This is a genomic window from Nocardia sp. SSK8 (assembly GCF_037034205.1).
Lineage (GTDB): Bacteria > Actinomycetota > Actinomycetes > Mycobacteriales > Mycobacteriaceae > Nocardia.
Window position 1 is genome coordinate 71,777 of sequence record NZ_JBAGKD010000017.1, and the last position, 25,326, is coordinate 97,102.

Annotated in this window: 24 protein-coding genes; 7 read left to right on the forward strand and 17 right to left on the reverse strand. The window is 68.8% G+C overall.

Going from position 1 to position 25,326, the window contains the following annotated elements:
* The 10 genes from WA675_RS25205 to WA675_RS25250 all read right to left on the reverse strand — a co-directional run bounded on the left by WA675_RS25205 (position 1) and on the right by WA675_RS25250 (position 11,241).
* Positions 1-360, reverse strand: coding sequence for a hypothetical protein (locus WA675_RS25205; RefSeq protein ID WP_336087694.1), 360 nt, complete (start codon positions 358-360; stop codon positions 1-3).
* Complete coding sequence (locus WA675_RS25210) at positions 353-820, reverse strand: hypothetical protein (RefSeq protein ID WP_336087695.1); 468 nt, start codon at positions 818-820, stop codon at positions 353-355. The genes WA675_RS25205 and WA675_RS25210 overlap by 8 nt, the downstream gene beginning before the upstream one ends.
* A 169-nt stretch (positions 821-989) precedes the next feature.
* Positions 990-2,615, reverse strand: a complete 1,626-nt coding sequence (gene groL, locus WA675_RS25215) for a chaperonin GroEL (protein ID WP_336087696.1) — start codon at positions 2,613-2,615, stop codon at positions 990-992.
* 213 nt (positions 2,616-2,828) lie between these two features.
* A complete protein-coding gene (locus tag WA675_RS25220; protein ID WP_336087698.1) occupies positions 2,829-3,557 on the reverse strand; it encodes a Clp protease N-terminal domain-containing protein in 729 nt (242 codons plus the stop codon).
* 21 nt (positions 3,558-3,578) lie between these two features.
* Entirely contained in the window at positions 3,579-4,637 is a 1,059-nt protein-coding gene (locus tag WA675_RS25225) for an NAD(P)/FAD-dependent oxidoreductase (RefSeq protein ID WP_336087699.1), read from the reverse strand.
* 23 nt (positions 4,638-4,660) lie between these two features.
* The gene (locus WA675_RS25230; protein ID WP_336087701.1) at positions 4,661-5,566 is read right to left on the reverse strand and encodes a UbiA family prenyltransferase; all 906 of its coding nucleotides are present in this window, start codon (positions 5,564-5,566) and stop codon (positions 4,661-4,663) included.
* Positions 5,566-7,653 carry an MMPL family transporter gene (locus WA675_RS25235; RefSeq protein WP_336087703.1) on the reverse strand — a complete coding sequence of 696 codons (2,088 nt, stop codon included), beginning with the start codon at positions 7,651-7,653 and terminating at the stop codon, positions 5,566-5,568. Before WA675_RS25235 ends, WA675_RS25230 begins: the two co-directional genes overlap by 1 nt.
* 53 nt (positions 7,654-7,706) lie before the next feature.
* The gene (locus WA675_RS25240) at positions 7,707-9,332 is read right to left on the reverse strand and encodes a class I adenylate-forming enzyme family protein (RefSeq protein ID WP_336087704.1); all 1,626 of its coding nucleotides are present in this window, start codon (positions 9,330-9,332) and stop codon (positions 7,707-7,709) included.
* 2 nt (positions 9,333-9,334) lie between these two features.
* The gene (locus tag WA675_RS25245) at positions 9,335-10,423 is read right to left on the reverse strand and encodes a 3-dehydroquinate synthase II family protein (protein WP_336087705.1); all 1,089 of its coding nucleotides are present in this window, start codon (positions 10,421-10,423) and stop codon (positions 9,335-9,337) included.
* A gap of 44 nt (positions 10,424-10,467) precedes the next feature.
* On the reverse strand, positions 10,468-11,241 hold the full coding sequence (locus tag WA675_RS25250; protein WP_336087706.1) for a 2-amino-3,7-dideoxy-D-threo-hept-6-ulosonate synthase: 774 nt from the start codon (positions 11,239-11,241) through the stop codon (positions 10,468-10,470).
* A gap of 409 nt (positions 11,242-11,650) precedes the next feature.
* Here WA675_RS25250 and WA675_RS25255 point away from each other — a divergent pair, with 409 nt between their 5' ends.
* A complete protein-coding gene (locus WA675_RS25255) occupies positions 11,651-12,511 on the forward strand; it encodes a geranyl diphosphate 2-C-methyltransferase (RefSeq protein ID WP_336087707.1) in 861 nt (286 codons plus the stop codon).
* Between the two features lie 76 nt (positions 12,512-12,587).
* Complete coding sequence (gene fni, locus WA675_RS25260) at positions 12,588-13,682, forward strand: type 2 isopentenyl-diphosphate Delta-isomerase (RefSeq protein ID WP_336087708.1); 1,095 nt, start codon at positions 12,588-12,590, stop codon at positions 13,680-13,682.
* Here fni and WA675_RS25265 read toward each other — a convergent pair.
* From WA675_RS25265 to WA675_RS25280, 4 genes are all read right to left on the reverse strand, one after another.
* Positions 13,606-14,328 carry a response regulator transcription factor gene (locus tag WA675_RS25265; RefSeq protein WP_336087709.1) on the reverse strand — a complete coding sequence of 241 codons (723 nt, stop codon included), beginning with the start codon at positions 14,326-14,328 and terminating at the stop codon, positions 13,606-13,608. The two genes, fni and WA675_RS25265, sit on opposite strands and share 77 nt — an antisense overlap.
* A gap of 106 nt (positions 14,329-14,434) precedes the next feature.
* On the reverse strand, positions 14,435-15,085 hold the full coding sequence (locus WA675_RS25270) for a response regulator transcription factor (protein WP_336087710.1): 651 nt from the start codon (positions 15,083-15,085) through the stop codon (positions 14,435-14,437).
* Positions 15,082-16,248 (reverse strand): sensor histidine kinase, encoded by a 1,167-nt coding sequence (locus WA675_RS25275; RefSeq protein WP_336087711.1) that lies wholly within the window; start codon positions 16,246-16,248, stop codon positions 15,082-15,084. The genes WA675_RS25270 and WA675_RS25275 overlap by 4 nt, the downstream gene beginning before the upstream one ends.
* 101 nt (positions 16,249-16,349) lie before the next feature.
* The gene (locus WA675_RS25280) at positions 16,350-17,252 is read right to left on the reverse strand and encodes a UbiA prenyltransferase family protein (protein WP_336087712.1); all 903 of its coding nucleotides are present in this window, start codon (positions 17,250-17,252) and stop codon (positions 16,350-16,352) included.
* A gap of 161 nt (positions 17,253-17,413) precedes the next feature.
* Between WA675_RS25280 and WA675_RS25285 the strand changes: the two genes are divergently transcribed.
* Complete coding sequence (locus WA675_RS25285) at positions 17,414-18,379, forward strand: hypothetical protein (protein ID WP_336087713.1); 966 nt, start codon at positions 17,414-17,416, stop codon at positions 18,377-18,379.
* A 147-nt stretch (positions 18,380-18,526) separates the two neighbouring features.
* Here WA675_RS25285 and WA675_RS25290 read toward each other — a convergent pair whose 3' ends face one another.
* From WA675_RS25290 to WA675_RS25300, 3 genes are all read right to left on the reverse strand, one after another.
* On the reverse strand, positions 18,527-19,399 hold the full coding sequence (locus WA675_RS25290; protein ID WP_336087714.1) for a CDP-alcohol phosphatidyltransferase family protein: 873 nt from the start codon (positions 19,397-19,399) through the stop codon (positions 18,527-18,529).
* A complete protein-coding gene (locus tag WA675_RS25295) occupies positions 19,396-20,109 on the reverse strand; it encodes a phosphatidylserine decarboxylase (RefSeq protein WP_336087715.1) in 714 nt (237 codons plus the stop codon). Before WA675_RS25295 ends, WA675_RS25290 begins: the two co-directional genes overlap by 4 nt.
* Positions 20,110-20,178: 69 nt before the next feature.
* Positions 20,179-20,451, reverse strand: coding sequence for a GlsB/YeaQ/YmgE family stress response membrane protein (locus tag WA675_RS25300; RefSeq protein ID WP_278261907.1), 273 nt, complete (start codon positions 20,449-20,451; stop codon positions 20,179-20,181).
* Positions 20,452-20,691: 240 nt separating this feature from the next.
* Between WA675_RS25300 and WA675_RS25305 the strand changes: the two genes are divergently transcribed.
* The 4 genes from WA675_RS25305 (at position 20,692) to WA675_RS25320 (ending at position 25,235) form a co-directional block, all read left to right on the forward strand.
* Positions 20,692-21,720 carry a beta-ketoacyl-ACP synthase III gene (locus tag WA675_RS25305; protein ID WP_336087716.1) on the forward strand — a complete coding sequence of 343 codons (1,029 nt, stop codon included), beginning with the start codon at positions 20,692-20,694 and terminating at the stop codon, positions 21,718-21,720.
* Positions 21,721-21,900: 180 nt separating this feature from the next.
* A complete protein-coding gene (locus tag WA675_RS25310) occupies positions 21,901-22,092 on the forward strand; it encodes a hypothetical protein (RefSeq protein ID WP_336087717.1) in 192 nt (63 codons plus the stop codon).
* Between the two features lie 27 nt (positions 22,093-22,119).
* Positions 22,120-23,787, forward strand: a complete 1,668-nt coding sequence (locus tag WA675_RS25315; protein WP_336087718.1) for an FAD-dependent oxidoreductase — start codon at positions 22,120-22,122, stop codon at positions 23,785-23,787.
* Positions 23,788-23,795: 8 nt separating this feature from the next.
* Entirely contained in the window at positions 23,796-25,235 is a 1,440-nt protein-coding gene (locus WA675_RS25320) for an ATP-binding protein (protein ID WP_336087719.1), read from the forward strand.
* Positions 25,236-25,326 lie beyond the last annotated feature (91 nt).

Genomic DNA, 25,326 nt, shown 5'->3' on the forward strand with positions numbered 1-25,326 from the left:
CTACCGACGACGATCGGTCTGCTTCGGATGCCCGGTACCCGCCTGAGTGATCCACAGCGTCCGATTCGAATCGTCGATCGCGTACCACACGCGACCACCGCCAGTGACTTCGAACTGCCACTGCTCACACTCCACACCACCGACCTTGACCCGGCCCAAGTCGTACTTGAGCGGATGCTGGCGTGCGGGATCTTCGCGGCAGCGCGGGTCAGCGGTTATCGCGACCCACGCCCGATCCGCGTTGGCTCGTGCCTGATTCACCAACTGTGCCCAACCCTTGGCCGCGCGCAGATCGACCGCGCGAACAATCCAGCCGGTCGGCCGACGGACCTCGTCACCGCGCCGTGGTGTCTCAGGCATCGTCGTCGCCGGGTCGGTGCAGCTCGGTCGCGTCGGAAGCATCGAACGGGCCGCGCAGTCGACTGGCCAGTTCCGGGTCGGAGTAGATTTCCGCAGTCGATTGCCATTCCCGCAGGGCGCGCGAAAACGGTAGTAGCAGGCCGGTTTCGGCACCGGCGAGGAGATGGTCGAGTAACTCGCGCACACATCCCGGGCGCGCCTCCGCGGGGAGCCACGTCAACCACGGCAGTTCTTCGGCGAACACCTCCTCGGCGAGCGCGCGGTTGGCCTTGGCGATAATCGCGAGCGACCGGGCAGCCAGCCCGAGCCCCTTGAGCATGGCCTCGAATCGCTCCGACCGCATCAGCACCAGGTTCTCGGCATCTCGACGTTCGAGGATGACATCAGCGTCATCGAGCGCCGGAAAGACACTGGTCTGCTTGTTGATCAACGTCGAGAACGGGAACGTGCGAGTGGCCATACCCCACCCTACCATCGACTTCGAAACTAGTTTCGAACTAATCCGCGACCTCCGGGAACATCCCCTGCGCGGCGGTGTCGGCGCCCTCGTCCAGAGGGGGACGACGAAGGCCGACCCACCCGGAGGTGGATCGGCCTTCGTGGCTCGCGAGAACTAGCTGATCAGGAGATCAGAAGTCCATGCCGCCCATGCCACCGGTCGGGTCGCCCGCGGGGGCGGCCTTCTCCGGCTTGTCGGCGACGACGGCCTCGGTGGTGAGGAACAGGGCCGCGATGGAGGCCGCGTTCTGCAGGGCCGAACGGGTGACCTTGACCGGGTCGGCGACACCGGCGGCCAGCAGGTTCTCGTACACGCCGGAGTCGGCGTTGAGGCCCTCGCCCTCGGGCAGGTTGGACACGCGCTCGGCGACGACGCCGGGCTCGAGACCCGCGTTGAAGGCGATCTGCTTCAGCGGAGCCGACAGCGCGACGCGCACGATGTTGACACCGGTCGCCTCGTCGGCGGTCAGGCCATCGAAGCCCTCCAGCGCCGGAGCGGCCTGCAGCAGGGCCACGCCACCACCGGCGACGATGCCCTCTTCGACGGCGGCCTTGGCGTTGCGCACGGCATCTTCGATGCGGTGCTTGCGCTCCTTGAGCTCGACCTCGGTGGCGGCACCGGCCTTGATCACCGCGACGCCACCGGCCAGCTTGGCCAGGCGCTCCTGCAGCTTCTCCCGGTCGTAGTCCGAGTCCGAGTTCTCGATCTCGGCACGGATCTGCGCCACGCGGCCCTTGATGGCCTCCGCGTCGCCCGCACCCTCGACGATGGTGGTCTCGTCCTTGGTGACGACGACCTTGCGCGCCTGGCCGAGCAGCTCGATACCGGCGGTCTCCAGCGAGAGGCCGACCTCTTCGCTGACGACCTCGCCACCGGTCAGGATGGCGATGTCGGCGAGCTGGGCCTTGCGGCGGTCACCGAAGCCAGGGGCCTTGACGGCGACGGACTTGAAGGTGCCACGGATCTTGTTCACGACCAGGGTCGACAGGGCTTCGCCCTCGATGTCCTCGGCGATGATCAGCAGCGGCTTACCGGCCTGGATGACCTTCTCCAGCAGCGGCAGCAGGTCCTTGACGGTCGAGATCTTCGACGACACCAGCAGGATGTACGGGTCCTCGAGGACCGCTTCCTGACGCTCGGGGTCGGTGACGAAGTAACCGGAGATGTAGCCCTTGTCGAAGCGCATGCCCTCGGTCAGCTCCAGCTGGAGCCCGAAGGTGTTGCTCTCCTCGACGGTGATGACACCTTCCTTGCCGACCTTGTCCATCGCCTCGGCGATGAGCTGGCCGATGGCGGCGTCACCGGCGGAGATACCAGCGGTAGCAGCGATCTGCTCCTTGGTGTCGATCTCCTTGGCGGTGTCGAGCAGCTTGGCGGTGACGGCCTCGACGGCCTTCTCGATGCCGCGCTTCAGGCCGAGGGGGTTCGCACCGGCCGCGACGTTGCGCAGACCCTCGCGCACCAGCGCCTGGGCCAGCACGGTGGCGGTGGTGGTGCCGTCGCCCGCGACGTCGTCGGTCTTCTTGGCGACTTCCTTGACCAGCTCGGCGCCGATCTTCTCGTACGGGTCCTCGAGGTCGATCTCCTTGGCGATGGACACACCATCGTTGGTGATCGTGGGGGCGCCCCACTTCTTCTCGAGCACGACGTTGCGACCCTTCGGGCCCAGCGTCACCTTGACAGCGTCGGCGAGGGCGTTCAGACCCCGCTCGAGACCCCGACGGGCCTCTTCGTCGTACGCAATTGTCTTGGCCATTGCGTTGAGATCCTCCACATGTCTATGGCTGACACACGAGACGACCACAGGTTGGATCGCCCCAAGTTACGCTGGCCAGGTGCGGTGCCCGCGACGGACGACCGAGGGTGTCGATGGAACCCGGTCTCACCGTCCCGACCTGGCACTCAACAGTCGAGAGTGCCAAGGCATTTTTAGCACTCGGGGACCGAGAGTGCAAGGTCGGTCCCGATGTCACTCCCCTTCGGCGGGTTTCAGAAAAGCGGCCAGCAGCTCCACCAGATCCGATTCGACCTGCGCCTTGTCCAGCCCGAGGCCGCTGAGCACGCCGGTACCGTTCTCCTGCTCGAGCAGCGCCAGCAGGATGTGCTCGGTACCGATGTAGTTGTGCCCGAGCCGCAGTGCCTCGCGAAAGGTCAGCTCCAGCACCTTCTTGGTCTCGCCGTCGAACGGGATGAGGGCGGGCACCTCGGCGTCGGCGGGCGGCAGGGTCGCCGTGGCGGCATCGCGCACCGCGCCGAGCGAGACCCCGCGCGCCTCGATCTCACGCGCGGCCAGCCCCTCGGACTGATCGATCAGCCCGAGGATGAGGTGCCCGAGGGTGATCTGGGCATTACTCGCCGCGCGCGCCGATTCCTGCGAACCGACCACGACCTGACGGGCCCGGTCGGTGAACTTGGCGAACCCGGCCTGCGGGTCCATGGCCGCGGTGTCGCCGGGCTGCTTGGGGACGAACCGCTTCTGCGCGGCCTGCTTGCTGACGCCCATATTGGCGCCGATCTCGGTCCAGGACGCCCCGGAGCGGCGAGCCTGATCGACGAAGTGACCGATCAGATGATCGGCCACTTCGCCGAGGTGATTGGCCGCGACCACGGCATCACTGAGCTGGTCGAGGACATTGTCGGGACGGGCCTTCTTGATGCCGTCGATCAGATCGTCGAGGCGGAAGTTGGGTGTGCTCATGCGTCAACTCTAGGTTGACGATCACCTCGCGTCAACCATTGGTTGACGATCAACCAGTCCGGTGTGGTTGAGCTGCTCGCGCAGCGACCGGCGGCCGCGATGGCTGTCGTACTTGGCCTCGGCCCAGTCGTAGAGCCAGTCGCTGTAGGACAGCGCCGATTCCCGTGCGCCGTGGGCGTATTCGGCCGCCGCCCGGCCCGCGACGCGACCGGTCGCCAGCGCCGGGCCGATGCCCTCGCCGGTGAGCGGGTCGACGATGCCCGCCGCGTCACCGCAGGAGATGATCCCGCCGCCCGCCGCGCTCCAGCGCCGCCCCTGCCCGGTCCAGAGCGGTTCATAGGCGCCGCGCCACTTCGTGGTGCCGGTCTCGGGGACGCCCACCGCGGCGGTATAGCGGTCCATCGCGATGCGCAGGTCGGTGCGCTCGAGGGAGAAGATGCCCACGTTCAGCGAGTCCGCGCTCACCGGGAACTCCCAGATGTAGCCCGGCCCGTACTTCTCCGGTTCGAAGCGGAAGTGCAGACCGGCGGGCGGGATGCCCTCCTGATAGCGCGAGACCGCGGGCACCCGGATCGGGGCACCGTCGATGCCCAGGTCCTGGCTGAGCTTGCCGTTGACGCCGTGCGCGATGACAACGGCATCGGCGCGCAGGCTCGACCGGCCCGCCTCGCCCCGGAACTGCACGGTGAACCCGCCGTCGGCGGTGGGTTCGACGCCCAGCACCGTGGTGCGGTAGCGCAGGTCGACGCCGAGGTGCTCGCCGCGGTCGCGCAGGGTCTGGTCGAGCAGCTTGCGCGGTGCCAGCCAGCAGTCGCCGGGATGTTCCTTACGCCAGGTGGTGCCGTCGGCGGCCTCGAGACTGGACTCGCCGATCACCTGGCCCCGGATGGCACTCGCGTCGAGAATGCCCATCTCGCGCAGCTCGGGCACGGCTTCCTTGACGAGGGCGTCACCACAGGCCTTGTCCCGATTCGGGCCCGACCGCTCGAACTGCACCACCTGGGCACCGCTCGCGGTGGCCCAATAGGCTGCCGAGCTCCCGGCGGGACCCCCGCCGACGACCGCCACAATTTTGCGCATAGTTCCCCAATTCGAAAATCTGATCAAGAAGCGAGATTGAAGATCGCCAGCCCGGCGAACATCAGGTTGCAGGCCTTCATGCCCAGCGACCGGGCATACATCCAGCGCCGCCGCGCCACCGCCGCCCACACCTGGGCGATCGCGAGAGCCAGGCCCGGCGCGGCGGCCAGGGCGAACCACGCCGAGACCCCCGCCGCCAGCGCGAAGCCGACGGCGGCCGCCTGGGCGGCCACGGCCAGGACCAGCGCCACCGAGGTGCCCGGGGTACCGAACATGGCCGCGATGGTCTTGCGGCCGACCTCCCGGTCGCCGACCTGGTCGTTCTCGTTGGAGCACAACGAGATCAGCAGGAAGCCCACCGCGAACAGCACGGCCTCCGACCACATCAGCGCGCTGATCGAGCCGACGGCCAGCGCGGGCCACAGCACGCACAGCACATGCGTGGTGACCAGCACCGTCTCCCCGCCCGCGGGGTGGAAGCTGGCCCGCAACCCCCACGAGTACTGCGGCATCAGCGCCAGGCACAGCAGGTACACCGCCGCGGCGGCCCACCGGTGCGGACCGTCCGCGAGCAGCAGGCCCAGCCCGGCGAAGGCCACCGACAGCGTCATCGACAGCGCGGCCCAGCGCTGCACCTGCGGCACCGTGAGCCCACCGCTCAGCAGCGGTTTGGTCGCCACATCGCGGGCGAACTCACCGTCGGCACCCAGGTAGTTACGGCGATCGCTGCCGTTGCGGTAACCGGTCAGATCGTCGAGCGCGCACGATCCGGAGATCATGAACTGGAACGACACGACGCTGGTCAGGCACACCGCCCAGTACTGGAGGCGGTCCACGCCGAGCACGGTGAGCAGGAGCAGTCCACCGTAGGCGTGCTGATACACCCGGAATTTGCCCAGCCGCCAGTACTGCACGATGTCGGCGCGCATTACCGCCCCACGAGTTCCGGTTCCGCGGCCACCGCGGGCTCGACGCGGGCAGTGTCGGCCTTGCTCCACAGGCGCGGGCCGATCACCCGGAAGACCGCGGGCAGCACGAACCGGCGCAGCACCACGGCATCGAGGATCACGGCGATGGCCAGCCCGGCACCGAGCTGGGCGACGATGGAGATCTTCGCGACCAGGAAGGACAGGAAGACCGTCGCCATGATCGCCGCGGCCGCCGTGACCACCGGCGTGGTGACCCGCAGCCCGGTGCTCACCGCCTCGGAATGCGCCGCACCACCGAGGTATTCCTCGCGCATCCGCGAGGCCATCACAATGAGGTAGTCCATGCTCATGCCGAACATGACCGCGAAGATCAGCACCGGCTGCATGGAGCTCACCGGCTGGTCGAGACCGACCTGGAAGATCAGGATGAGCAGGCCGACGGCGCTACCGATCACCAGGTTGTTCAGCACCACCGCGCACACGGCCATGGTCCAGGACCGGAAGACCCAGTACAGCAGCGCCAGGCTCAGGATCAGTACCGCGCCGATCAGCAACGGCAGCGAGCGCATCACGGCCTTGTCGAAGTCGTAGCCGACCACGGCGACACCGCCCGCGTACAGCTCGGTGCCGTCGGCGATCTCGAGCGCCTCGAGCGCGCCGACCAGCTCGTGCTGCTCCTGCGCGGAAGCGCCCGGCCGCGGAATCACGCTGAGCCGCTCGGCCTTCGGTGACGGCGCGGCGGGATGATCGACCCGGGCGACCTCGCCCCAGGTCCGCAGGTCGTCGGCCACGCGGTTCACTTCGGCGGCGAGCTGACCGGCCGGAGCGCCGTCCTCGGCACGGAACACCAGATCGATCGGCTGTTCACGCGGAACCCCGAGATGATCGGCCAATTGCTGTGCGGCCACGCGGGATTCGGAATCGGCGGGCAGGTTGTCGACGCTGGCGACCGGAACCTGCAACTGCGCGACCACGATCGGCGCGGCCAGCACCACCATCACCGCGGCCGCGACGAGCCCGATGACGGTCGAGCGCTTCGACGGCGCCGCGGGTTCGCCGTCGGCGGCGACAGCACGCTTGCGGACCAGGAAGCGGTTGCCCGCGAAGATCTTGTCACCCCACAGCGCGAGCACCGCGGGCAGCGCCACGGCGGTCAGTGCCATGGCTACCGCGGTGGCGGCGATACCGGCGATGGCGATGCTCGTCAGCACCATCACGTTCGGAATGAACAGGCCCGCCAGCGACACCATCACGATGACACCACCGAACAGCACCGAGCGACCGGTCGTCCGGAACGCGGTCCGCAGCGCTTCGTCGCCCGGCATACCGCCCTCGCGCAGCTGCGTGTAGCGCCGCATGATGAACAGCGAGTAGTCGATCGATACGGCCAGACCGATGATCGAGACCGCGTTGACATACAGGTTCGAGATGTCGGTGAAGTAGCTGGCGAACCCGCCGACACCCTGGGCCGCCACCAGCGTCAGGACGCCGATCACGATGGGCACCAGCATGGCGATCACCGAGCGGAACACCAGCAGCAACAGGATGATCAGCACCGGGAAGGCGATGGATTCGGCCAGCAGCGCGTCCTGTGCGGTCTGGTCGTTGTAGTCGCTGGCCAGCGCGGCCTCACCGGTCAGGCGCACGGTGGCGCCCGCCGGGAGTCCCTCGGCGAGGTCGGTACGCACGTCCTTGACCGAACGGACCGCCTCGGTGGCGGAATCGGTGGTCATGATCTGCACCGCGGTGACGCCCTCGGACGCCGCGAGCAGCCGCGGGTCGTCCTGATAGCCGAGCGCCGCCTGGAACCCGGGCAGCTCGCGGGCATTGGCGATCACCTTGTCGGCGGCGGCGGTGAGGCCGTCCTTCGCCGCCACCACCGCGACGAAGGTGTTCGACGGGATGTCGAACTCGTCGGCCAGGATCTGCTCGGCGGTCACCGCCGAGGAGTTCGGATCCTCGAAACCGCCGGGGATGACCTGGTCGGTCAGCCGCGCCATCAGCGGGGCACACAGCACCACGGCGACGAACACCCCGACCAATACCAGCCGCGGCGCGCGCAGCAGCCGGTCTACTAACTTGTCCATTCGATTCGGCTCTCTCCAGATGGGTCGCGCGGCGGCGGCCACGCGATCGGAAATCAGGTCCACAGCCCCTGTCGCACACCGGCACAACCCACCTGCTCGCGCAGGGCGGCACGGCGGACCTTCATGGTCGCGGTCTTGGGGACATCCACCCAGTCCAGGTAGATCGGCGCGCGCAGCGGTGCCAGTCCGGCCACCGCGTCCGCCCAGCGCTCCGGCGGCAGCTCACCGGTGGCCCGCAGACTCACCACCGGTTGCGGCGCACCGTCCTCGGTGGCCAGCACGACGATCTCGACCGCCTCCGGAATGCGCTGCAACAGTTCACTTTCCAGGGAGATGGTGCTGCCGTCGGTCAGCGCGTCGACCTCGCGGTCGACCAGCCGTACCCGCCCGAGGGCGAGGCGCTGGCCCAGATCACCGGTGCACCACCAGCCACCGTCGGATACCTTGCGGCGGTGGCGTTCCGACTCGGACAGGTAGTCCAGGCAGCGCGCCGAGGTCTTGACGTACACCAGGCCGACGCCGCCGGACGGGGTCGTCCGGCCGTGTTCGTCGGCCAGCTTCACCTTGACCCCGGGTGCCGGAATACCGTGCAGCGTGGACGCTCTGCCGATGCCGCGCTCCGTGCGGAAGGTGCGGCGGAAGTAGAAGTCGACCGCGATCGGGCCGGTCTCGCTCTGCGCCCAGCCCTGCCCCCAGATCGGGAACCGCCTGCCGCTCACCGCGAGCAGCGTGCGCACGGTGGGCGGGTGGATGGCGTCGAAGGTGTTCATGAAGAAGCGGGTGCGCCGGAACGCGGCCGGGTGCGCGAGCGCGGCCTCGGTCCAGAGCTGGAAGTCGTTGGGGTGCGCCTCGACCATGGTCGGCGCCACCTCGGTGAAGTGGCGGACCATGTTCTCCGGGCTCGGATCGGTGAGCGCGAACGACAGCTCCGGCCCGCAGCGCAGCTGCGCGGTGATCCAGCTCAGGTTGCGTACGTGGTTGAACGCGGTGCTCGAGGCGTAGACGTCCCGGCGGCCTGCCCGCCAGAACGCACCGCGCATGGACTCCATCGCGGACTGCGCGTGCAGACCGGTGCGGGTGGAGTGCACGATGATCTTGGGCGTGCCGGTGGTGCCGGAGGTGTGGGTGCACACCATCGGGGCATCCGGGTTGGGCAGCTCGCACAGGGGCAGCGGCTCGGCGTCGAGGTCGGCGAACATCACCTCGGCGGTACCCGGCCGCGCGAGCTCGTCGGTTCCCAGGATCACCTGCGGCACAGCAGAATACGACGCGTCCAGGATCGGCCGCAGGCGTGGCAGCTGATCCGCCGACAGCACGATGACATCGGGTTCGAACTTGCCAAGCAGCTCGGCCACCGAGTCCGCGGGGTTCGCCCCGGAGATCATCAGCGGCAATCCGCCGCCCCGGGCCACCGCGACCGCGAGCAGGATGAAATCCAGGTGATTGCGTTTGACGATGGCCACCTTGCGGCGCTCGCCCTGGGCCGGAAAGCCAGCCAGCGCGCCCGCCGTGGTGGCCACCAGCTCGGCCAATTCGGCGACACTCCAGCGTGTTCCACGCTCGGGCGCGAGGTCCATCGGACGGTCCGCGGCGAATACGTGCCGCCGGTCGTGCGCGAAATCGTCGAAGAGGGCTCCGAAGTGCCGGAACACCTTCGACCGGAGTCGGGTAGGTCGCACCACTACACCTCGACGCAGAATTCTTCGACCGGCCAGCCGACGTGGCGGCTCGCGCTGGACTGGAACCCGAGAATCTTGTCGCCAGCGGTCAATTCGGTGACATTGAGAACCTCGGCGCCCGGGCCGAGTACCCGCACGTGCCAGTCGTCCTGGACCGTCAGCGAGACCGCGGTGCCGTCGGCGTCCACGCCGTCGATGGTCAGCAGTGGGCGGGTCTCGATCTTCGCCCGGCCCACGACGACCTCACGGGTGCGGCCGTCGGCGCCGACCGCGAGCACCAGGTCACCGGCGCGCAGTTCGCTCAGGTAGCGGGTGCGCCCGCCGACGCCGAGCACATAGGAGTGCAGGGCGCCCGCGTTGACCCGGAACGGGCGGGTCGGCATGTAGGGCAGCGGGTGGGTCTCGCTCACGCACAGGAACAGGCCGTGCGCGAACGAACCGATCAGCAGGCCCTCGTCGGTGTCGAACTGGGTGCAGGTGTCCACGCAGACCCGCTCGCCCACGCCGGTGTGCCGGATGCCGGTGACCGTGATCTCCGAGAGCGGCAGGTCGCTCGACAGCGAGTTGGCCAGCTCCACCAGCGCGCGGACCTCCTCGACAGTGGACGGCGCGGCCAGGATGCCCGCCGGGCCCTTCTCCAGCACCGACAGCGTGACCTGGGCGTCGGTGTGGTCGCCGACACCGCAGATGATGCGGCCCTCGGCGCCGTCGGCGGCCGCGATGACGATCTCCAGCGGGATCTTGGTGGGGTCCTGGAACCGGACCACCGTGGCGGGCCAGTGCTGCGCGTAGTGGCAGGCCAGCTGCAGGGTCGGGTCGTCGACCACGTGCACGTCGGGGATGGTCAGGTGCGCGCCGTCGGCCTCGGTGCTCAGGCCGGTGCCGACCTCGGTGTCGACCGCGATCAGGCGCTGACGGCCCGCTTCACCCGCGGTCGCGGTGCGTACCACGGTGGTGCGGTCCGACAGCAGCGCGGTGACGTGGTCGTCGTCGGTGATCACCACCTCGACGGAGCCGAAGATCTCGTCCTTGGCGATCGCGCAGGCGACCTCGGTGTCGAGCTGGGACAGGTCGATCCACACTGTGGGCATAGTTGAATTCCCTTGCTTTCGAAGATGGTTCGGCCGGGCGGTGGTCAGCGGGGCGACTGCGCGCGGCGGGGGTGGACGAGCGCGACCAGGCCGCGCACGACTTCGCCCGGGCTCTCGCTCTCGAAGATCTGACGGCCCATCGCGACCCCGGCGCAGCCGGAGCGCACCGCGTCGTCGCCGATCTGCTCGATCGAGCGGCCGTCGGCCTGGCCCCCGGCCACCAGCACCGGAATCGGTGAGGTGGCGACGATTTCGCTCATGGCGGTCACCGAGCCAGCGAAGTTGGTCTTCACCAGATCGGCACCCAGGTCCACCGCCACGCTCACCGCGTGCGCGATGCGCTGCGGGTCGTGCTCGTCGTGGACCTCGGGACCGCGCGGGTACGCCATGATCAGCAGCGGCATCTGCCAGCGGTCGCAGGCCGAGGACAGCTCGCCGATCTCGCGCAATTGGGTCGGCTCGGTGTCGGAGCCGACATTGAGGTGCACGCTGAGCGCATCGGCGCCCAGGCGCAGCGCGTCGTCGACACAGCCGACCGCCGTTTTGGCGTTGTTGTGCGCGCCCGCCGCGGTCGACGCGCTGACGTGCAGGATCAAACCGAGTTCGCCGAGCTGGCCGATGGCCCGCTTGGCCCGACCCCGATGCATGATTACCGCATCGGCGCCCGCTTCGGCAACTGTCCGAAGCAATTTGTCGTAACTGTCGGTCGCCGCGATGGGACCGGTCGTCATCGAATGATCCAAGGCGACGATGACATATCGCCCGTCGTCCACCGAGCACAAACGGCCCAGCCTTCTCTCCTTGCCCGAATCACTCAATTCATGACCTCGAATTCCCTCGTATCCCCTGATGCCGAAACGAGACGATTTCAGCCGTCCGGATCGTTGTCAACGCGCGAATCACGCGCTCCCGGAGTGGTTCCAGAGCAATTTCGCGGCCTCCGGGCAGGTCACAACCGTGCCGAGTTGTAGTGCGGGCAGCAGGCCGTATACAACCAAAGTTGTAGCGCGCGGGTGTAGTTCCGGGCGCGTCGGCAAGCACGCCGGAACACCGCCGTGCGCGGGTTTTCCGGCGGTGCCCTACAACCAAGGTTGTAGCGCACTCGCATTCCCGGACGTCGCCCGAATAGTGTTGCCGCCGTCAGATATTCAGCAAGCGTGGGACGCATCGCACTATTCGCCGAGAACCTCGCTCGCCGACACGTTTCTACGAAGGGACACACCCGATATGACCGCCGTTCTGGAAAACAACGAGGTGCTGCGCACGGCGTACCAGCGATCGGTCGCGGCGTATTGGAACGACAATCCCAACGACGACCGCGTCAATTACAAGCTCGGTGAGGTCGACGGCATCTTCCATCACCACTACGGGATCGGCGCGGCGGACTTCTCGGTGCTCGAGGGTCCCGAGGAGAGCCGCGAGGACCGGCTCATCCACGAGCTGCACCGCCTGGAGACCGCGCAGGCCAACCTGCTGCTGGACAACCTGGGCGACATCCGCCCCGAGCACCGTCTGCTGGACGCGGGCTGCGGCCGCGGCGGCACCAGCGTGATGGCCACGCAGCGCTTCGGCTGCCACGTCGACGGCGTGTCCATCTCGCAGTACCAGGTCGACTTCGCGAACACCCAGGCCGCCAAGCTCGGCGTGGACAAGGCCAGCTTCCACTTCGGCAACATGCTGCACACCGGCTTCGAGACCGGTTCGCGCCAGGCCATCTGGACCAACGAGACCACCATGTACGTGGACGTCTTCGAGGCCTTCGCCGAGTTCTCCCGACTGCTGGCGCCCGGTGGCCGCTACGTCAACATCACCGGCGCCGCCAACGACCTCAACGGCATGAAGTCGCGCGCGGTCACCGCGATCGACGCGCACTACGGCTGCAACATCCACCTGCGCAGCGAGTACTTCGCCGCCCTGGCCGCCAACGACCTGATCCCGATCAAGGTCATCGACCTGACTCCGGACACCATCCCCTACTGGGAGCTGCGCACCCACACCGAGCTGGCCACCGGTGTGGAGAACCCGTTCCTGTCCTCCTACAAGGACGGCAGCTTCCAGTACCTGCTGATCGTCGCCGAAAAGGCCTGACGGACAGCGGCTTCGACCGTGGACAGCCGCCCGGACCCGCGCCGGTCCGGGCGGCACGACATGCTCAGGAGAGCGCATGATCAGCGAACGCAAGGACGACCACGTCCGGCTCGCCACCGAGCTGCACCGGGCCGCGGACACCGCGCGGGAATTCGACGACGTCCGCTTCGTTCATCATGCGCTGGCTGGCATCGATCGGCACGAGGTCGACCTGGGCGTGACAGTGGCCGGGATGCGCTGGCACACACCCTTGTTCATCAACGCCATGACCGGCGGCAGCGAGCGGACCGGGGTGATCAACCGGCAGCTCGCCATCGCGGCCCGCGAGACCGGGCTGGCCATGGCGACCGGCTCGATGAGTGCGTTCCTGCGGGATCCGGGTGCCGCCGGGTCGTATCGAGTGGTGCGCGAGGAGAACCCGGACGGGATCGTGCTCGCCAATGTCAATGCGAACACCTCCGCCGCCGACGCCCGCCGGGCCGTGGAGCTGGTGCGGGCCGATGCGCTCCAGATCCACCTCAACGCGGTGCAGGAAACCGTGATGCCGGAGGGCGATCGGTCCTTCGGCGCGTGGGCCGGGAATATCGGGCGCATCGTCGAGGGCGTCGAGGTGCCGGTGATCGTCAAGGAGGTCGGGTTCGGGCTCAGCGGCGAGACGATCACCCGGCTGGGCGATCTCGGCGTGGCTGCCGCTGATGTATCCGGCAGCGGCGGAACCAATTTCGCGCTGATCGAGCAGGGTCGGCGGGCCGACGGCGGCTTCGCCTACCTCGCCGACTGGGGACAGTCGGCACCGGCCTGCCTGCTCGAGGCGCTCGGATCGGAGCTGCCGGTACTCGCCTCGGGCGGGGTGCGGCATCCGCTCGATGTCGCGCGTGCCCTGGCGCTCGGGGCGTCGGCGGTCGGGATCTCCGGTGTCGCGCTCGATATTCTGCTCGCCAGGGGACTCGATGCCCTGATCGCGGAGCTGGGCGGGTGGCTCGACCAGTTGGTGAGCCTGATGGTGCTGCTCGGCGCGCCCCGCCCCGCCGACCTGACCGGCTGCGATCTCGTCATCGGCGGGGAGCTCGCGCACTACTGCGCGGCGCGCGGGATCAGAATCGACCAGCCGTCGTTGCGGCAGTCGCGGGCCGCGCGTGCGCCGGAGCCCGCTGCGCCCTGCCTGGTGTAGCGGCCGCCGAGAGCAGGCCGCTCTTCTGGACCGCGTCCATCCGGGAGACCGCGCGCAGCTTGCGGAAGACGTTGTGCACGTGACGTTTCACGGTGGCCTCCGAGATCTGCAATCGCCGCGCGATCTGCGCGTTGGTCAGCGACTGGGCGACCAGTTCCAGGACCGCGCGCTCACGATCGGAGAGCGCCTCGACCCGGCTGCCCATGGTCTTGATTCCGGTGAGCGAGAAGTGCTCGTGCCCGCCGAAGGTCTCGCGCAGCAGGCTCATCAGCTCGTGCCCGCCGGACTCCTTGGAGATGTAGCTGGAGATTCCGTGTTTGGTGAGGCGTTGTTCCAGGGCGTCGTCGCGGGTGGAACCGAGGGCGACGAGCCTGGTCCGCGGGGCGGTGGTCCGCAGCGTGGCCAGGGTCTGCCGGTTCGGCGGCGCGGGGAGCTCGATATCGAACAGCGCGGCGTCCGGTTGGGCCTGCTCGATCACCTTGCACGCCTCCGCCACACTCGCGGCCTCCCCCACCACCTGCAACCGGCCGGTGCCGAGCAGGGCCCGCAAGCTGTCCCGGAACAGCTGATGATGGGTGACAACCACCAGCCGAACAGCCTTACGGTCCTGCTGGACTGCCCCGCCACTGTGCGCTTGTGATCTCATGAACCCACCGTAGGGACGCCCATCCGCGCACCGACAGTGGAATTCGGCGCCGCGGCGGAAAACGGGCCGGGGGTCGTAGCCGGAATGGGCCGAGGGTCGTAGTCCGCTACTGCGGCCCTGGTTCGATCAGCCCGGCCGCCCGTGCCTTGATCAGCGCATCGATGCGGCTCGAGGCACCGAGCTTGGTGTAGATATTGGTGAGATGGCGCTTCACGGTGCCCTGGCTGACGTAGAGTTTCGCCGCGATCTCGGCATTGCTGGCCGCGCCCGCGACCAGCTGCAGCACCTCGAGTTCCCGTGCGGAAATCGCCTGTGCGGGTTTCTCTTCCGGTGTCGACGTGAGCGCGGCCAGCGTGGACCGCGAAACCGAGACGCGCACGGCCGAGGAACCCGCCGAGACCGATTTCACCGCCGCGATCAATTCGCCGTGATCGATGGTCTTGAGCATGTACCCGGCCGCACCGCAGCTGACCAGACTGCGCACATAGGCGACATCGTCGTGCATGGTGAGAATGAGGACCGAGGTGTTCGGGCTGGCCGCCAGCACCCCGGACAGGCATTTCTCCGGGCCGTTGCCGGGCATCTCCACATCCATCAACATGACCGACGGCGCGTATTCCTCGGCGATGGCGATGGCGTCGGCGCTGCATTCCCCCTCGGCGACCACGGTGATCGCCGGATCCAATTGCAGCAGTTGGATGACACCCTTGCGGAACAGGCTGTGGTCGTCGACGACCGCGACATCCAGGGTCTTCATCGGCGTTCGCTCCGCTCCAGGACGATGCTGTGCACGCGGTGGTCGGGAATCGCGACCTCCACGGTGACCCGGCTGCCCACCCCGAGCTCCGAGCCGACCCGCAACTCACCGCCGAGCAGCTCGGCCCGCTCACGCATGGAGAACAGGCCGATGTGCTCGCCGTCATCGATGCGCACGCTCTGCGCGTCGAAACCGCGACCGTCGTCGGCCACCGTGATCCGCAGCCGGTCGTCGGTGGCGTCGACGGTGATCTCGATGGCGGCCGGGTCGGCGTGAGTGACCGCGTTGCGGATGGCCTCGCGAGTCACCAGGTAGAGCTCCTCGCAGTACGAGGCGGGCAGACGGCTGAGGTCACCGGCGGACTTCAGGGTCACCGCGATCTCCGGGGAGACCGATTCGGTGTAGCGCAGGATGGCATTGCGCAGACCACCGCGGCCCACCGCCTCGCGCGACTGCGCGGCCAGATCGCGAATCACCTGCGTGGCCTCGAGCAGGCTGTCGCGCGCGGCCGCCAGCCGCCGCTGCGATTCCTCCGGATCCGATTCCCGCAGCGCGGAAAAGATATCGATATTCTGCAATCCGATCGCCACGGCGGGTGCGGCCATATCGTGCAGGTCGCGGGCGAGGCGGCGGCGTTCGTCCTTGTGGGAGCGATGAATTCGCTCGAGCAGATAGTCGACATAGGTCGAGGCGGCAATGGTGACGCGGTCCATGATGGCGCGGTGCACGATGGTGCCCGCCTCGACTTCCGGCGATTCCACACCGTAGCGGGTGAGGCATTCCGCGACCACCGGTTGGGCCGCACCGAATATCGCCGTCGCCGCGGCGAGCGAATGCGCGGGTGCCACGCCCGCGCCGGCCCGGTCGACGCCGATCTCCAGACTGAGTTGCTGCACATCGCGATACAGCGATTCGAGCGCCTGATCGTCGACGGCGGCGATATCCCGGGAATCGACCAGCCAGCCGATCATCGCATCGGCGACGGTCATGATCACCTGTGCCTGGGAAATGAGCTGGAACAGCGTCTCCGCGTTCTCCGTCAGCGGATTGTTCTGGCGGCGAAGCGCTTTCTCGTACGCCGCGACAATCCGGATGCGATCCGCCTCGGTCAGGTAGCGACCGGTACCGGACAACCGACCGGCAAGCACGGTGATTTCTCCCATATGTCTCCCCCGGGTGGAACGGCGCTTCGGCGTAGACTAGCGCACCCGAGCGACGAACAGCTACAGGACAAGACTATTAGGTCTGTTCCCCGTGGTCGCGGTCACCCGAGGGTGACGGCCACCCCGAACAGGCAGGCGTTGGCGGCCAGCTGGGTGACCATGAAGGCCCGGTACGGGGCCCGGGGGTCGGTGCCGGTGAGCGCGCGGACCGCGACCACGAGCGCGCCGACCAGCAGGACCGCTGCCACCGGGAGCACGGCGGCGACGAATACGCCCAGTGCGCACAGGGCCGCCGCGAACGAGATCGACAGTGCCGAGATCAGCTGTGCCGCACGACGCTCGCCGAACCGGACCGGCCAGGTGCGCCTGCCCGCGAGGCGGTCGCCGTGCACATCGGAGAAGTCCTTGACCGCGCAGCACAGCGAAACCCAGCCCGCGACAGCGATATCCACGAGGACGATGGTGAGGCTGTGCGGATCGACGGACCACATGGCGAGGTAGGTCAGGGCGATGCCCGCACCCGCCGCGAAGGAGGCCGACGAGGTGCGTTCCTTGAACTTCGGGCCGTACGAATAGCCCGCGCCCAGTGCCGAGAACACCACGGCCAGCAAGAATTGGGTGACACCGGCCGCCGCGCAACAGAGCAGTCCGGCGACGGTGAGTACACCCACCGCCGTCCGCGCCGTCTCGACCGACAGCTCTCCGGCGGCGAGTGGGCGGCGCGAACCATTGGCGATGTCACCGGTCAGATCCGACAGGCCGTTCATCAGGTAGACCGCGGTGACCAGGGCCATCCAGCCGGTCAGCACGAGCGCGGAGGCCGTGGTGATGCCGGTGCCCTGCGCCACGCCCACCACCAGGCGCAGCAGGAACATGCCGAGGACGACGGGGCGCGCCTCACGCAGCACGGCGTGGGCGATCCCGGGCAGCCGCAGGGCGGCGGGCGGCAGGATCCGCAGGCCGATCGGCGCGGCGATCGGCGAGCTCGGCACAGTCAGGAACATGCCGAACAGCCTTTCGCCGCAAGCGATCTCGCGGCATCGCCCGGACGGCTCCGACCCACTACGACCCTCGGCCCGCCCCGGCTACGACCCCTGGCCAGACTTCGCGGAAATGCCCGCTACCACCTGTCGCACTGTGCTCGGCATCCCTAGCGTTGGCATGCATGACATCCGTGCATCTCCTGGTGGTTGGCCCACCCGGAATCCCCGGACCACTGCTCACCGCGGACGGGAGAGCCGGACGGGTCTCCCTGGTGTGCGACACCGCGGAGCTGGCGGCGCTGCCCGCCGCCGACATCCCCGACGCCGTCCTCGACTTCGACAGCGGCGCGGACCGGTTCCGCATCGTCGAGCACGCCCACGAGCGCCGCGAGTTCACCCATGTGGCGGCCTTCGATTCCCGGCACACCGCCGACGCCAAGATCATCGCCGCCCGGCTCGGCACGCGGCTGTATCCGGATTTCACCGGTGCGGCGATCGCCGCACCGGTGGCGGAGGCCGATCTCACTGGCGTCAGGGCTATCGCGGTGCTGCTCGCCGAGGGCGGCGAGATCCAGCCGGTGGCGCTGATCGGGGCGCCGCACGGGAGCGAAGGGGGTCGCCGCGACGCCAGCGCGCTGCCGCCCGCGGGAATCGACGACGCGCTCGCGGCGGAGTTCCACGACCACGCGACACGACTCGCCAGGGCGGCCGGGTTGCGTTCCGGCCTGGCGGTGGTCACCCTGCACCGCGCTGCCGAGACGGCGGTCCTCGCCTTCGACATCGGGCTGCCCGGTCCGGTCCTGCGTTCGCTCATCCACCGGTCGACCGGTATCGATCTGGCGGAGCTGGCGGCCGATCAGGCCGTCGGGCTACCGGTGCTGGACCGGGTGCGCGCGGCGGTGGCGGGGGCACCGGCTCCGGTCTGCGCGCGGGAGATCAGGATCGCCGGGCGCGAGCCGATCGCGGGGATCGACGCGGCCGAGGGTTTCGACGGGGTGCGGGTGGAGGTCGACGACCACCCGGGCGCCGAACCCGGAGCTGCCAGGGCCGTGGTCTGGGCCCGCGCGGCGACCGCCGGGGCCGCCGCGGAACTGGCGTGGCGGGCGGCACAGCGCCTCGGCGCGGGACCGGGCTCGCCCGGCCGTTAGAGTAGGTCGAACCCGGTACCCGGAAAGGAACACCGTCTCATGCTTGTTACCGCGATCGAAGTGCTCTTCTACTCGGCGATTGCCCTCACCGTCTGGTTCATGGGTTACATGGCCTACCGCTTGGTGACCGACGAGTCGAACCGCTGATCAGCGGGGCCTGCGCAGGCGCAGGCGCGCCGACCCGCGGATAGCGGGGCGGCGGATGCCGGGCAGTTTGCGCTGGGCCCGGCGCTGGGCGCGTCGTTCGGCTGGCTTGTGCTGCCAGGTCTCCGGACGCGCGGCCACCCAGCGGGCCGAGCGCCAGGCGAACGGGATGTGCGCCAGGTACAGGCCGACCAGGATCAGCAGCAGCACGATCGGATAGGTCACCAGCAGGGCGGCGGCCAGGGCGGTCAGCACGAGCAGGCCCGCGGCGGCCTGCGGAGCGACCGAGACCGACTTCATCGCCAGGGTGGGGATGGTGCTCACGCACAGCAGGGCCGCGAAGATGGTCCAGGCGGCCACGAAGGTGAAGCCGTCCCACCAGCCGTCACCGAACTGCACCTTCAGCGCGATCGGGACCAGCGCGATCAGCGCGCCCGCGGGGGCGGGCACGCCCACGAAGTACTCCCGCGCCCAGTTGGGGCGCGAGTCGTCGTCCATCAGGGTGTTGAACCGGGCCAGGCGCAGCACCAGGCTCACCGCGTACAGCAGGGCAACGATCCAGCCCGCGCTGTAGCCGTCGAGCAGCGTCACGTAGAGCACCAGCGCCGGGGCGACGCCGAAGGAGATCGCGTCCGAGAGCGAGTCCAGCTCCGCACCCATCTTGGTGGTGGCGTCGAGCATGCGCGCGAGCCTGCCGTCGAGGGTGTCGAGCACCGCGGCGGCGCCGACCATCGCCAGCGCGATGCCCAGCTCGCCGTCGAGGCCGAATTTCACCGCCGACAGGCCCGCGCACAGCGCGAGAATGGTGACGACGCTCGGCAGCAGACGCACCGAACGGGGGCGCTTACGTCGCGAGGAGTGCGCCTGTTCGATCATCCCAGCACAGCCAGGACGGTTTCGGCCCCGATCGTGCGCTGGCCGGGGTTCACCAGCAGTTCGGTGCCGACCGGGAAATAGGTATCGACGCGGGAGCCGAAGCGGATCAGGCCGTAGGTGTCGCCGATGGTGAGCGCGTCGCCCACCCGGGCGTCGCAGACGATGCGGCGCGCGATCAGACCGGCGATCTGCACCACGACGACCTGCTTGCCGTCGGCGGTGTCGATGAGCATGCTGTTGCGCTCGTTGGCGTCGGAGGCCTCGGGCAGGTCGGCGGAGAGGAACTTGCCCGGCTGGTGCAGCACCTCGCGCACGGTGCCGGACACGGGCACGCGCTGGACGTGCACGTCGAGCACCGACAGGAAAATGCTCACGCGCGGCAGCGGCTGATCGCCCAGACCCAGCTCGGCGGGCGGCACGGCGGTGTCGACCAGGGCGATCTCACCGTCGGCGGGCGCGACCACGACGCCGGGGCGGTTCGGCGGCACCCGGTGCGGGTGCCGGAAGAACGCCGCACAGGCCGCCGCCGCCGTCAGACCGGCTCGGCGCACCCACTTGTTCTTCCCGCCGACGACCGCGACCGCCAGCGGCGCCGCGACGAACGGCAGACCCGCGGGATGCAGCGGAGGTACGGCGGCCCGCACCAGGTCGACGACATGGCCGACTCCGGTGGTCTCGGGGGTGCCGGGCGGGGTGGGACGGCGGGCCACGGGTTCCCTCTTTCGTGTGACGACAACAGCGCTCACACCTTACGGGAACCGCGCAGGTTGCACCCGTGGTCAGTGCGCCGCTTTACGTCCGGTGAACAGTTTCACCAGGTACAGCAGGACGCAGGCGCCCGCCAGACAGGTGAAGAAGCTGAATATCCAGCCCGCTCCCTCGACATCGACGCCGAAGAGGCTCAGGATGAAGCCGCCGAGCAGGCCGCCGACGACACCGACGACGATATTGAGCAGGATGCCCTGCTGCGCGTCGGTCTTCATGAACTTGCTCGCGATCCATCCGGCGAGACCGCCGATGATGATCCAACTGATGATGCCGAGTCCGAGCATGGTGTCCTCGATCCCTCGATGGGCCGGGCGAGCAATCGCCTTCTCTCCAAGGTATACCCCCGAGCAGTTGTGACATAAGACACGACTTTCTCTCATCGGCAGGCTAATATGAGGGCGCCTCATGTCTTCGCGTTCACATGTTGTCCACGCGCGGGCAACGGGCGATGCGGCACGGATTTCGATGGCTCGGGTACACCCGGCGGTGCAACCGCAGGTTGACAGGTACATAGGAGACGCACAATGGCTGCTCGAATCGCCCAGACGACGGGGGCGGAGCACACCGCAATTCTCGGATTGGGCGTCTACCGCCCCGCCCGGGTGGTCACCAACGACGAGATCGCGGGGCCGATCGACTCGAGCGACGAGTGGATCCGCACCCGCTCGGGGATCAAGACCCGCCGGTTCGCCTCGGCGGAGGAAACCATCCAGAGCATGAGCGTGGCCGCGGCCCGCGACGCCATCGCCGCGGCGGGGGTGGCCGTCGATCAGGTCGACTGCGTCATCGTCGCGACCTCGACGCACCTGCTGCTCACCCCCGCGGTCGGCCCGCGCATCGCGACCGAACTGGGGATGACCGGGGCGGCCGCGTTCGACATCTCGGCGGGCTGCGCCGGGTTCTGTCACGCCCTGGGAATGGCCTCGGACCTGGTCCGCGCTGGCACCTCCCAGCACGTGCTGGTGATCGGCGTCGAACGACTGACCGACGCGCTCGACTTCACCGACCGCTCCACCGCCTTCCTGTTCGCCGACGGCGCGGGCGCGGTGCTGGTCGGCCCGGCCGACGAACAGGGCATCGGCCCGACCGTGTGGGGCTCGGACGGCACCCAGCACCACGCCATCCGCCAGACCAAGGACTGGATGGAGTTCTTCACCGAGATCGACGAGCTGGGCACCGACGCGGTGCGCCCCTATCTGACGATGGAGGGCACCGCGGTGTTCCGCTGGGCGGCGCACTCGCTGGAGAAGGTGTGCCGCGATGCCATCGACCGGGCCGGGCTGACCACCGAGGACCTGGACGCGATGATCCCGCACCAGGCCAACGGCCGGATCATCGAGATCATGGCCCGGGTGCTGAAGCTGCCGGAGCACTGCGCGCTGGCCAATGACATCGAGGAAGCTGGCAACACTTCCGCAGCATCGATCCCGCTGGCCGTGGAGGCGCTGCTGCGCAAGGGCGAGTCGAAGCCGGGCGACGCCGCCCTGCTGATCGCCTTCGGCGCCGGACTGTCCTACGCCGCACAGGTTGTCACGCTGCCCGCCTGGCAGTAGTTCCACACCGCCGAAACCGGGGTGGCCTGCGATGGAGCGGGCCACCGGCCGGTCGGCTCGCCGTGTCCACCTTGTCCCGGTTGCACCAGATGGGACTCGCTGGCAAACTCTTCGCTACCGACGTTGCTGATCGATGCCGCTCAGCCCAGCGTTCCCGTCGTCAACCCGAGGTGATCGGCCGTGAAACTGCGCTCACTCCTGCCCCGCAGGCACATCAACGACGTCCCCGTGCTGCCCACGATCGCTCCGGAGGACGGCATTCCGCTGCCCGACGCGTTCGTCTCCCGGGGCACCCGGCGCAAACGCGAGGAACAGCGCGAACGCCTGCTCACCCCCACCGAACTCGACCTCGTGCTGCACAACCAGCTCTGAGTACCGCGCACAGGGGATACTCGAATCGTGAGCACTCCCGCGGTAACCAAACCGGCCATTCTGAGCGTTGACGACGATCCCGGGGTCTCCCGGGCGGTGGTGCGTGATCTGCGCCGCCGCTACGGGGCCGACTACCGGATTCTGCGGGCCGAATCGGGACCCCAGGCGCTCGAGGCGCTGCGCGAGATGAAGCTGCGCGGGCAGCCGGTGGCGGTGCTGATCGCCGACTACCGGATGCCCGGCATGGACGGCATCGAGTTCCTGGAGCAGGCCATGGACCTGCACCCCTACGCGCGGCGCGTGCTGCTGACCGCCTACGCCGACACCAATGCCGCGATCGACGCCATCAATGTCATCGATCTGGACCACTACCTGCTCAAGCCGTGGGACCCGCCGGAGGAGAAGCTCTACCCGGTGCTCGACGGCCTGCTCGACGCCTGGCGCAGCGCCGAACAGCGGCCGGTGCACGAGACCAAGGTGGTCGGCGATCGCTGGTCGCCGCGGTCCTCGCAGGTGCGGGAGTTCCTGGCGCGCAACCAATTGCCGTATCGCTGGTACCCGGTCGACGAACCGGAGGGCACCCGCCTGCTCGAGGCCGCCGGGGCCGACCCGGCCACCTGTCCGGTGGTGATCACGCCGGGCGGCGACGCGCTGATCCAGCCCACCGACAGCGAGCTGGCCGAGAACGTCGGGCTCGCGGTGGAACCCAGCGGGGATTTCTACGACCTGATCGTCGTCGGCGGTGGTCCCGCCGGGCTCGGGGCGGCGGTGTACGGCGCGTCCGAGGGGCTGCGCACGGTGCTGGTGGAGCGCACCGCGACCGGCGGACAGGCCGGGCAGAGCTCGCGGATCGAGAACTATCTCGGCTTCCCCGACGGGCTCTCGGGCGCGCAGCTGGCGGATCGGGCACGCAGGCAGGCCAACAAGTTCGGCGCGGAGATCATCACCACCCGCGATGTGGTGGGCCTGGAGATCAACGGCTCGGCGCGCACGGTGCGCTTCGCCGACGGCGGGCGGCTGTGCGCGCACACCGTGCTGATCGCGACCGGCGTCGACTATCGACGTCATCCGGCGCCGGGCGTCGACGAATTCACCGGGCGCGGTGTGTATTACGGCTCGGCGATGACCGAGGCGGCCGACTGCGCCGAACAGGACGTCTACATCGTCGGCGGGGCGAACTCGGCGGGCCAGGCGGCGGTGTTCCTCTCGCGCAATGCCCGCCGAGTGCACATCGTGGTGCGGGCCGACTCGCTGGAGAAATCCATGTCGCACTATCTGATCCAGCAGATCGCGCAGATCCCCAACATCGTGGTCCGCACCGAGACCGAGGTGCTCGGCGTGGACGGCGACGATCATCTCGAGCGAATCATCCTGCGCGACAATCGCGCCGGGACCGAGGAGAAGGTCGAGTCACAGCGGCTGTTCCTGTTCATCGGCGCCGCGCCGCAGACCGGCTGGCTCGACGGCGTGGTGGTGCGCGACGAGGCGGGCTATGTGCTGGCCGGGCCGGACCTGATGGTCGACGGCGCGCGGCCGCCGGGCTGGGAGCTGCCGCGCCCACCGCATCATCTGGAGACCAGCGTGCCGGGCGTGTTCGTGGCCGGTGACGTGCACGCCGAATCCGCCAAGCGGGTCGCCTCCGCCGTCGGTGAGGGCGCGATGGCGGTCATGCTCGTCCACCGGTATCTGGCCTAGGAGTGACGATGGGGTTGATCTGTGATCCGGCGGAACTGCGCACGCTGTTCCTGTTCGAGAAGCTCGACGACGACCAACTGGCCGAGCTGTGCGCGGTCGGGAAGATCGAGTACCTCGAGCCGGGGCAGGTCTATCGCGAGGGCGATCCGGCCACCTGTTTCTACGTGCTCATCGAGGGCGAGGTGCGGCTGACCAAGCTCTCCGGCGGCGTCGAGATCGAGATCAACCGCACCGATCACCGGGGCGTCTACGCCGGGGCGTGGATGGCCTATCTCGGCGACAAGGTGAGCCAGGACTACGCCGGATCGATGTATGTCGAGCGGCGGTCGCGGTTCCTGGTGCTGGCCGCGGCCGATTTCGCGCGGATGGTCACCGAGTGGTTCCCGATGGCGGTGCACCTGCTCGAGGGCGCGTTCTTCGGCGGGCAGAAATCCAGTCAGCGCATCGCCGAGCGGGAGCGGCTGCTGGCGCTCGGGTCGCTGTCGGCGGGGCTCACCCACGAGCTCAACAATCCGGCGGCCGCGGCCGTGCGGGCCACCGCCGGGCTGCGCGAACGGGTGGCGGGCATGCGGCACAAGCTCAAGATGATGGCCGAGGGGAAGTTCCCGCCCGACGCCCTGGTGCAGCTGATCGAGTTGCAGGAACAGGCCGCCGAGCAGGTCGCCAAGGCCCCCGACCTGAGCCCGCTCGAGGCGGCCGACCGGGAGGACGCGCTGGCCGACTGGTTCGACGAGCACGGCATCGCCGACGGCTGGAATCTGGCGCCCACCTTCGTGCAGGCCGGGCTGGATATCGACTGGCTCGAGGGCGTGCACGCCACGCTGGAGGCGTGCAACGCCCAGGTGTTCGAGGGCGCGATCCGCTGGCTGAACTACACCATCGAGACCGAGCTGCTGATGAACGAGGTGGCCGACTCGACCACCCGCATCTCCACCCTGGTCGGCGCGGCCAAGCAGTACTCGCAGATGGACCGCGCGCCCTATCAGGTGGTGGACCTGCACGAACTGCTCGACTCCACGCTGGTGATGCTCAACCGCAAGCTCGGCGACGGGGTGCACCTGGTCAAGGACTACGACCGCACGCTGCCGCCGCTGCCCTGCTTCGCCGCCGAACTCAACCAGGTGTGGACCAACCTGATCGACAACGCGGTCTACGCGATGAACGGCGAGGGCACCCTCACGGTGCGCACCTACCAGGAGAACGACTGCGCCGCCGTCGAGATCGGCGACACCGGCCCCGGCATCCCGCCCGAGGCCGAGGGCCGCATCTTCGAGCCGTTCTTCACCACCAAGCCGGTCGGTGACGGCACCGGCCTCGGGCTCGACATCTCGTTCCGGATCGTGGTGAACAAGCACCACGGCGACATCCGCGTCGAATCCGCACCGGGCGACACGCGGTTCATCGTCCGCCTGCCCCTCAATCCCCGGGCAGAATCTGCCGAAGAGTGAACCCCGCCGGTTCTCGGCCGCCTTGATCGGGGCCGACCAGAGGGTGCGACGAAGGAGAACAGGCCGAGAACCCGCGGCGCCAGCCGCCATG

Coding starts and splice junctions, on each gene's coding strand:
- WA675_RS25270 (WP_336087710.1), bottom strand. CDS start 15,085: ATGAAGACCCTGGATGTCGCGGTCGTCGACGACCACAGCCTGTTCCGC.
- WA675_RS25235 (WP_336087703.1), bottom strand. CDS start 7,653: ATGGACAAGTTAGTAGACCGGCTGCTGCGCGCGCCGCGGCTGGTATTG.
- WA675_RS25220 (WP_336087698.1), bottom strand. CDS start 3,557: ATGAGCACACCCAACTTCCGCCTCGACGATCTGATCGACGGCATCAAG.
- WA675_RS25275 (WP_336087711.1), bottom strand. CDS start 16,248: ATGGGAGAAATCACCGTGCTTGCCGGTCGGTTGTCCGGTACCGGTCGC.
- groL (WP_336087696.1), bottom strand. CDS start 2,615: ATGGCCAAGACAATTGCGTACGACGAAGAGGCCCGTCGGGGTCTCGAG.
- WA675_RS25245 (WP_336087705.1), bottom strand. CDS start 10,423: ATGCCCACAGTGTGGATCGACCTGTCCCAGCTCGACACCGAGGTCGCC.
- WA675_RS25255 (WP_336087707.1), top strand. CDS start 11,651: ATGACCGCCGTTCTGGAAAACAACGAGGTGCTGCGCACGGCGTACCAG.
- WA675_RS25290 (WP_336087714.1), bottom strand. CDS start 19,399: ATGATCGAACAGGCGCACTCCTCGCGACGTAAGCGCCCCCGTTCGGTG.
- WA675_RS25285 (WP_336087713.1), top strand. CDS start 17,414: ATGACATCCGTGCATCTCCTGGTGGTTGGCCCACCCGGAATCCCCGGA.
- WA675_RS25205 (WP_336087694.1), bottom strand. CDS start 360: ATGCCTGAGACACCACGGCGCGGTGACGAGGTCCGTCGGCCGACCGGC.
- WA675_RS25225 (WP_336087699.1), bottom strand. CDS start 4,637: ATGCGCAAAATTGTGGCGGTCGTCGGCGGGGGTCCCGCCGGGAGCTCG.
- WA675_RS25280 (WP_336087712.1), bottom strand. CDS start 17,252: ATGTTCCTGACTGTGCCGAGCTCGCCGATCGCCGCGCCGATCGGCCTG.
- WA675_RS25210 (WP_336087695.1), bottom strand. CDS start 820: ATGGCCACTCGCACGTTCCCGTTCTCGACGTTGATCAACAAGCAGACC.
- WA675_RS25265 (WP_336087709.1), bottom strand. CDS start 14,328: ATGAGATCACAAGCGCACAGTGGCGGGGCAGTCCAGCAGGACCGTAAG.
- WA675_RS25305 (WP_336087716.1), top strand. CDS start 20,692: ATGGCTGCTCGAATCGCCCAGACGACGGGGGCGGAGCACACCGCAATT.
- WA675_RS25230 (WP_336087701.1), bottom strand. CDS start 5,566: ATGCGCGCCGACATCGTGCAGTACTGGCGGCTGGGCAAATTCCGGGTG.
- WA675_RS25320 (WP_336087719.1), top strand. CDS start 23,796: ATGGGGTTGATCTGTGATCCGGCGGAACTGCGCACGCTGTTCCTGTTC.
- WA675_RS25300 (WP_278261907.1), bottom strand. CDS start 20,451: ATGCTCGGACTCGGCATCATCAGTTGGATCATCATCGGCGGTCTCGCC.
- fni (WP_336087708.1), top strand. CDS start 12,588: ATGATCAGCGAACGCAAGGACGACCACGTCCGGCTCGCCACCGAGCTG.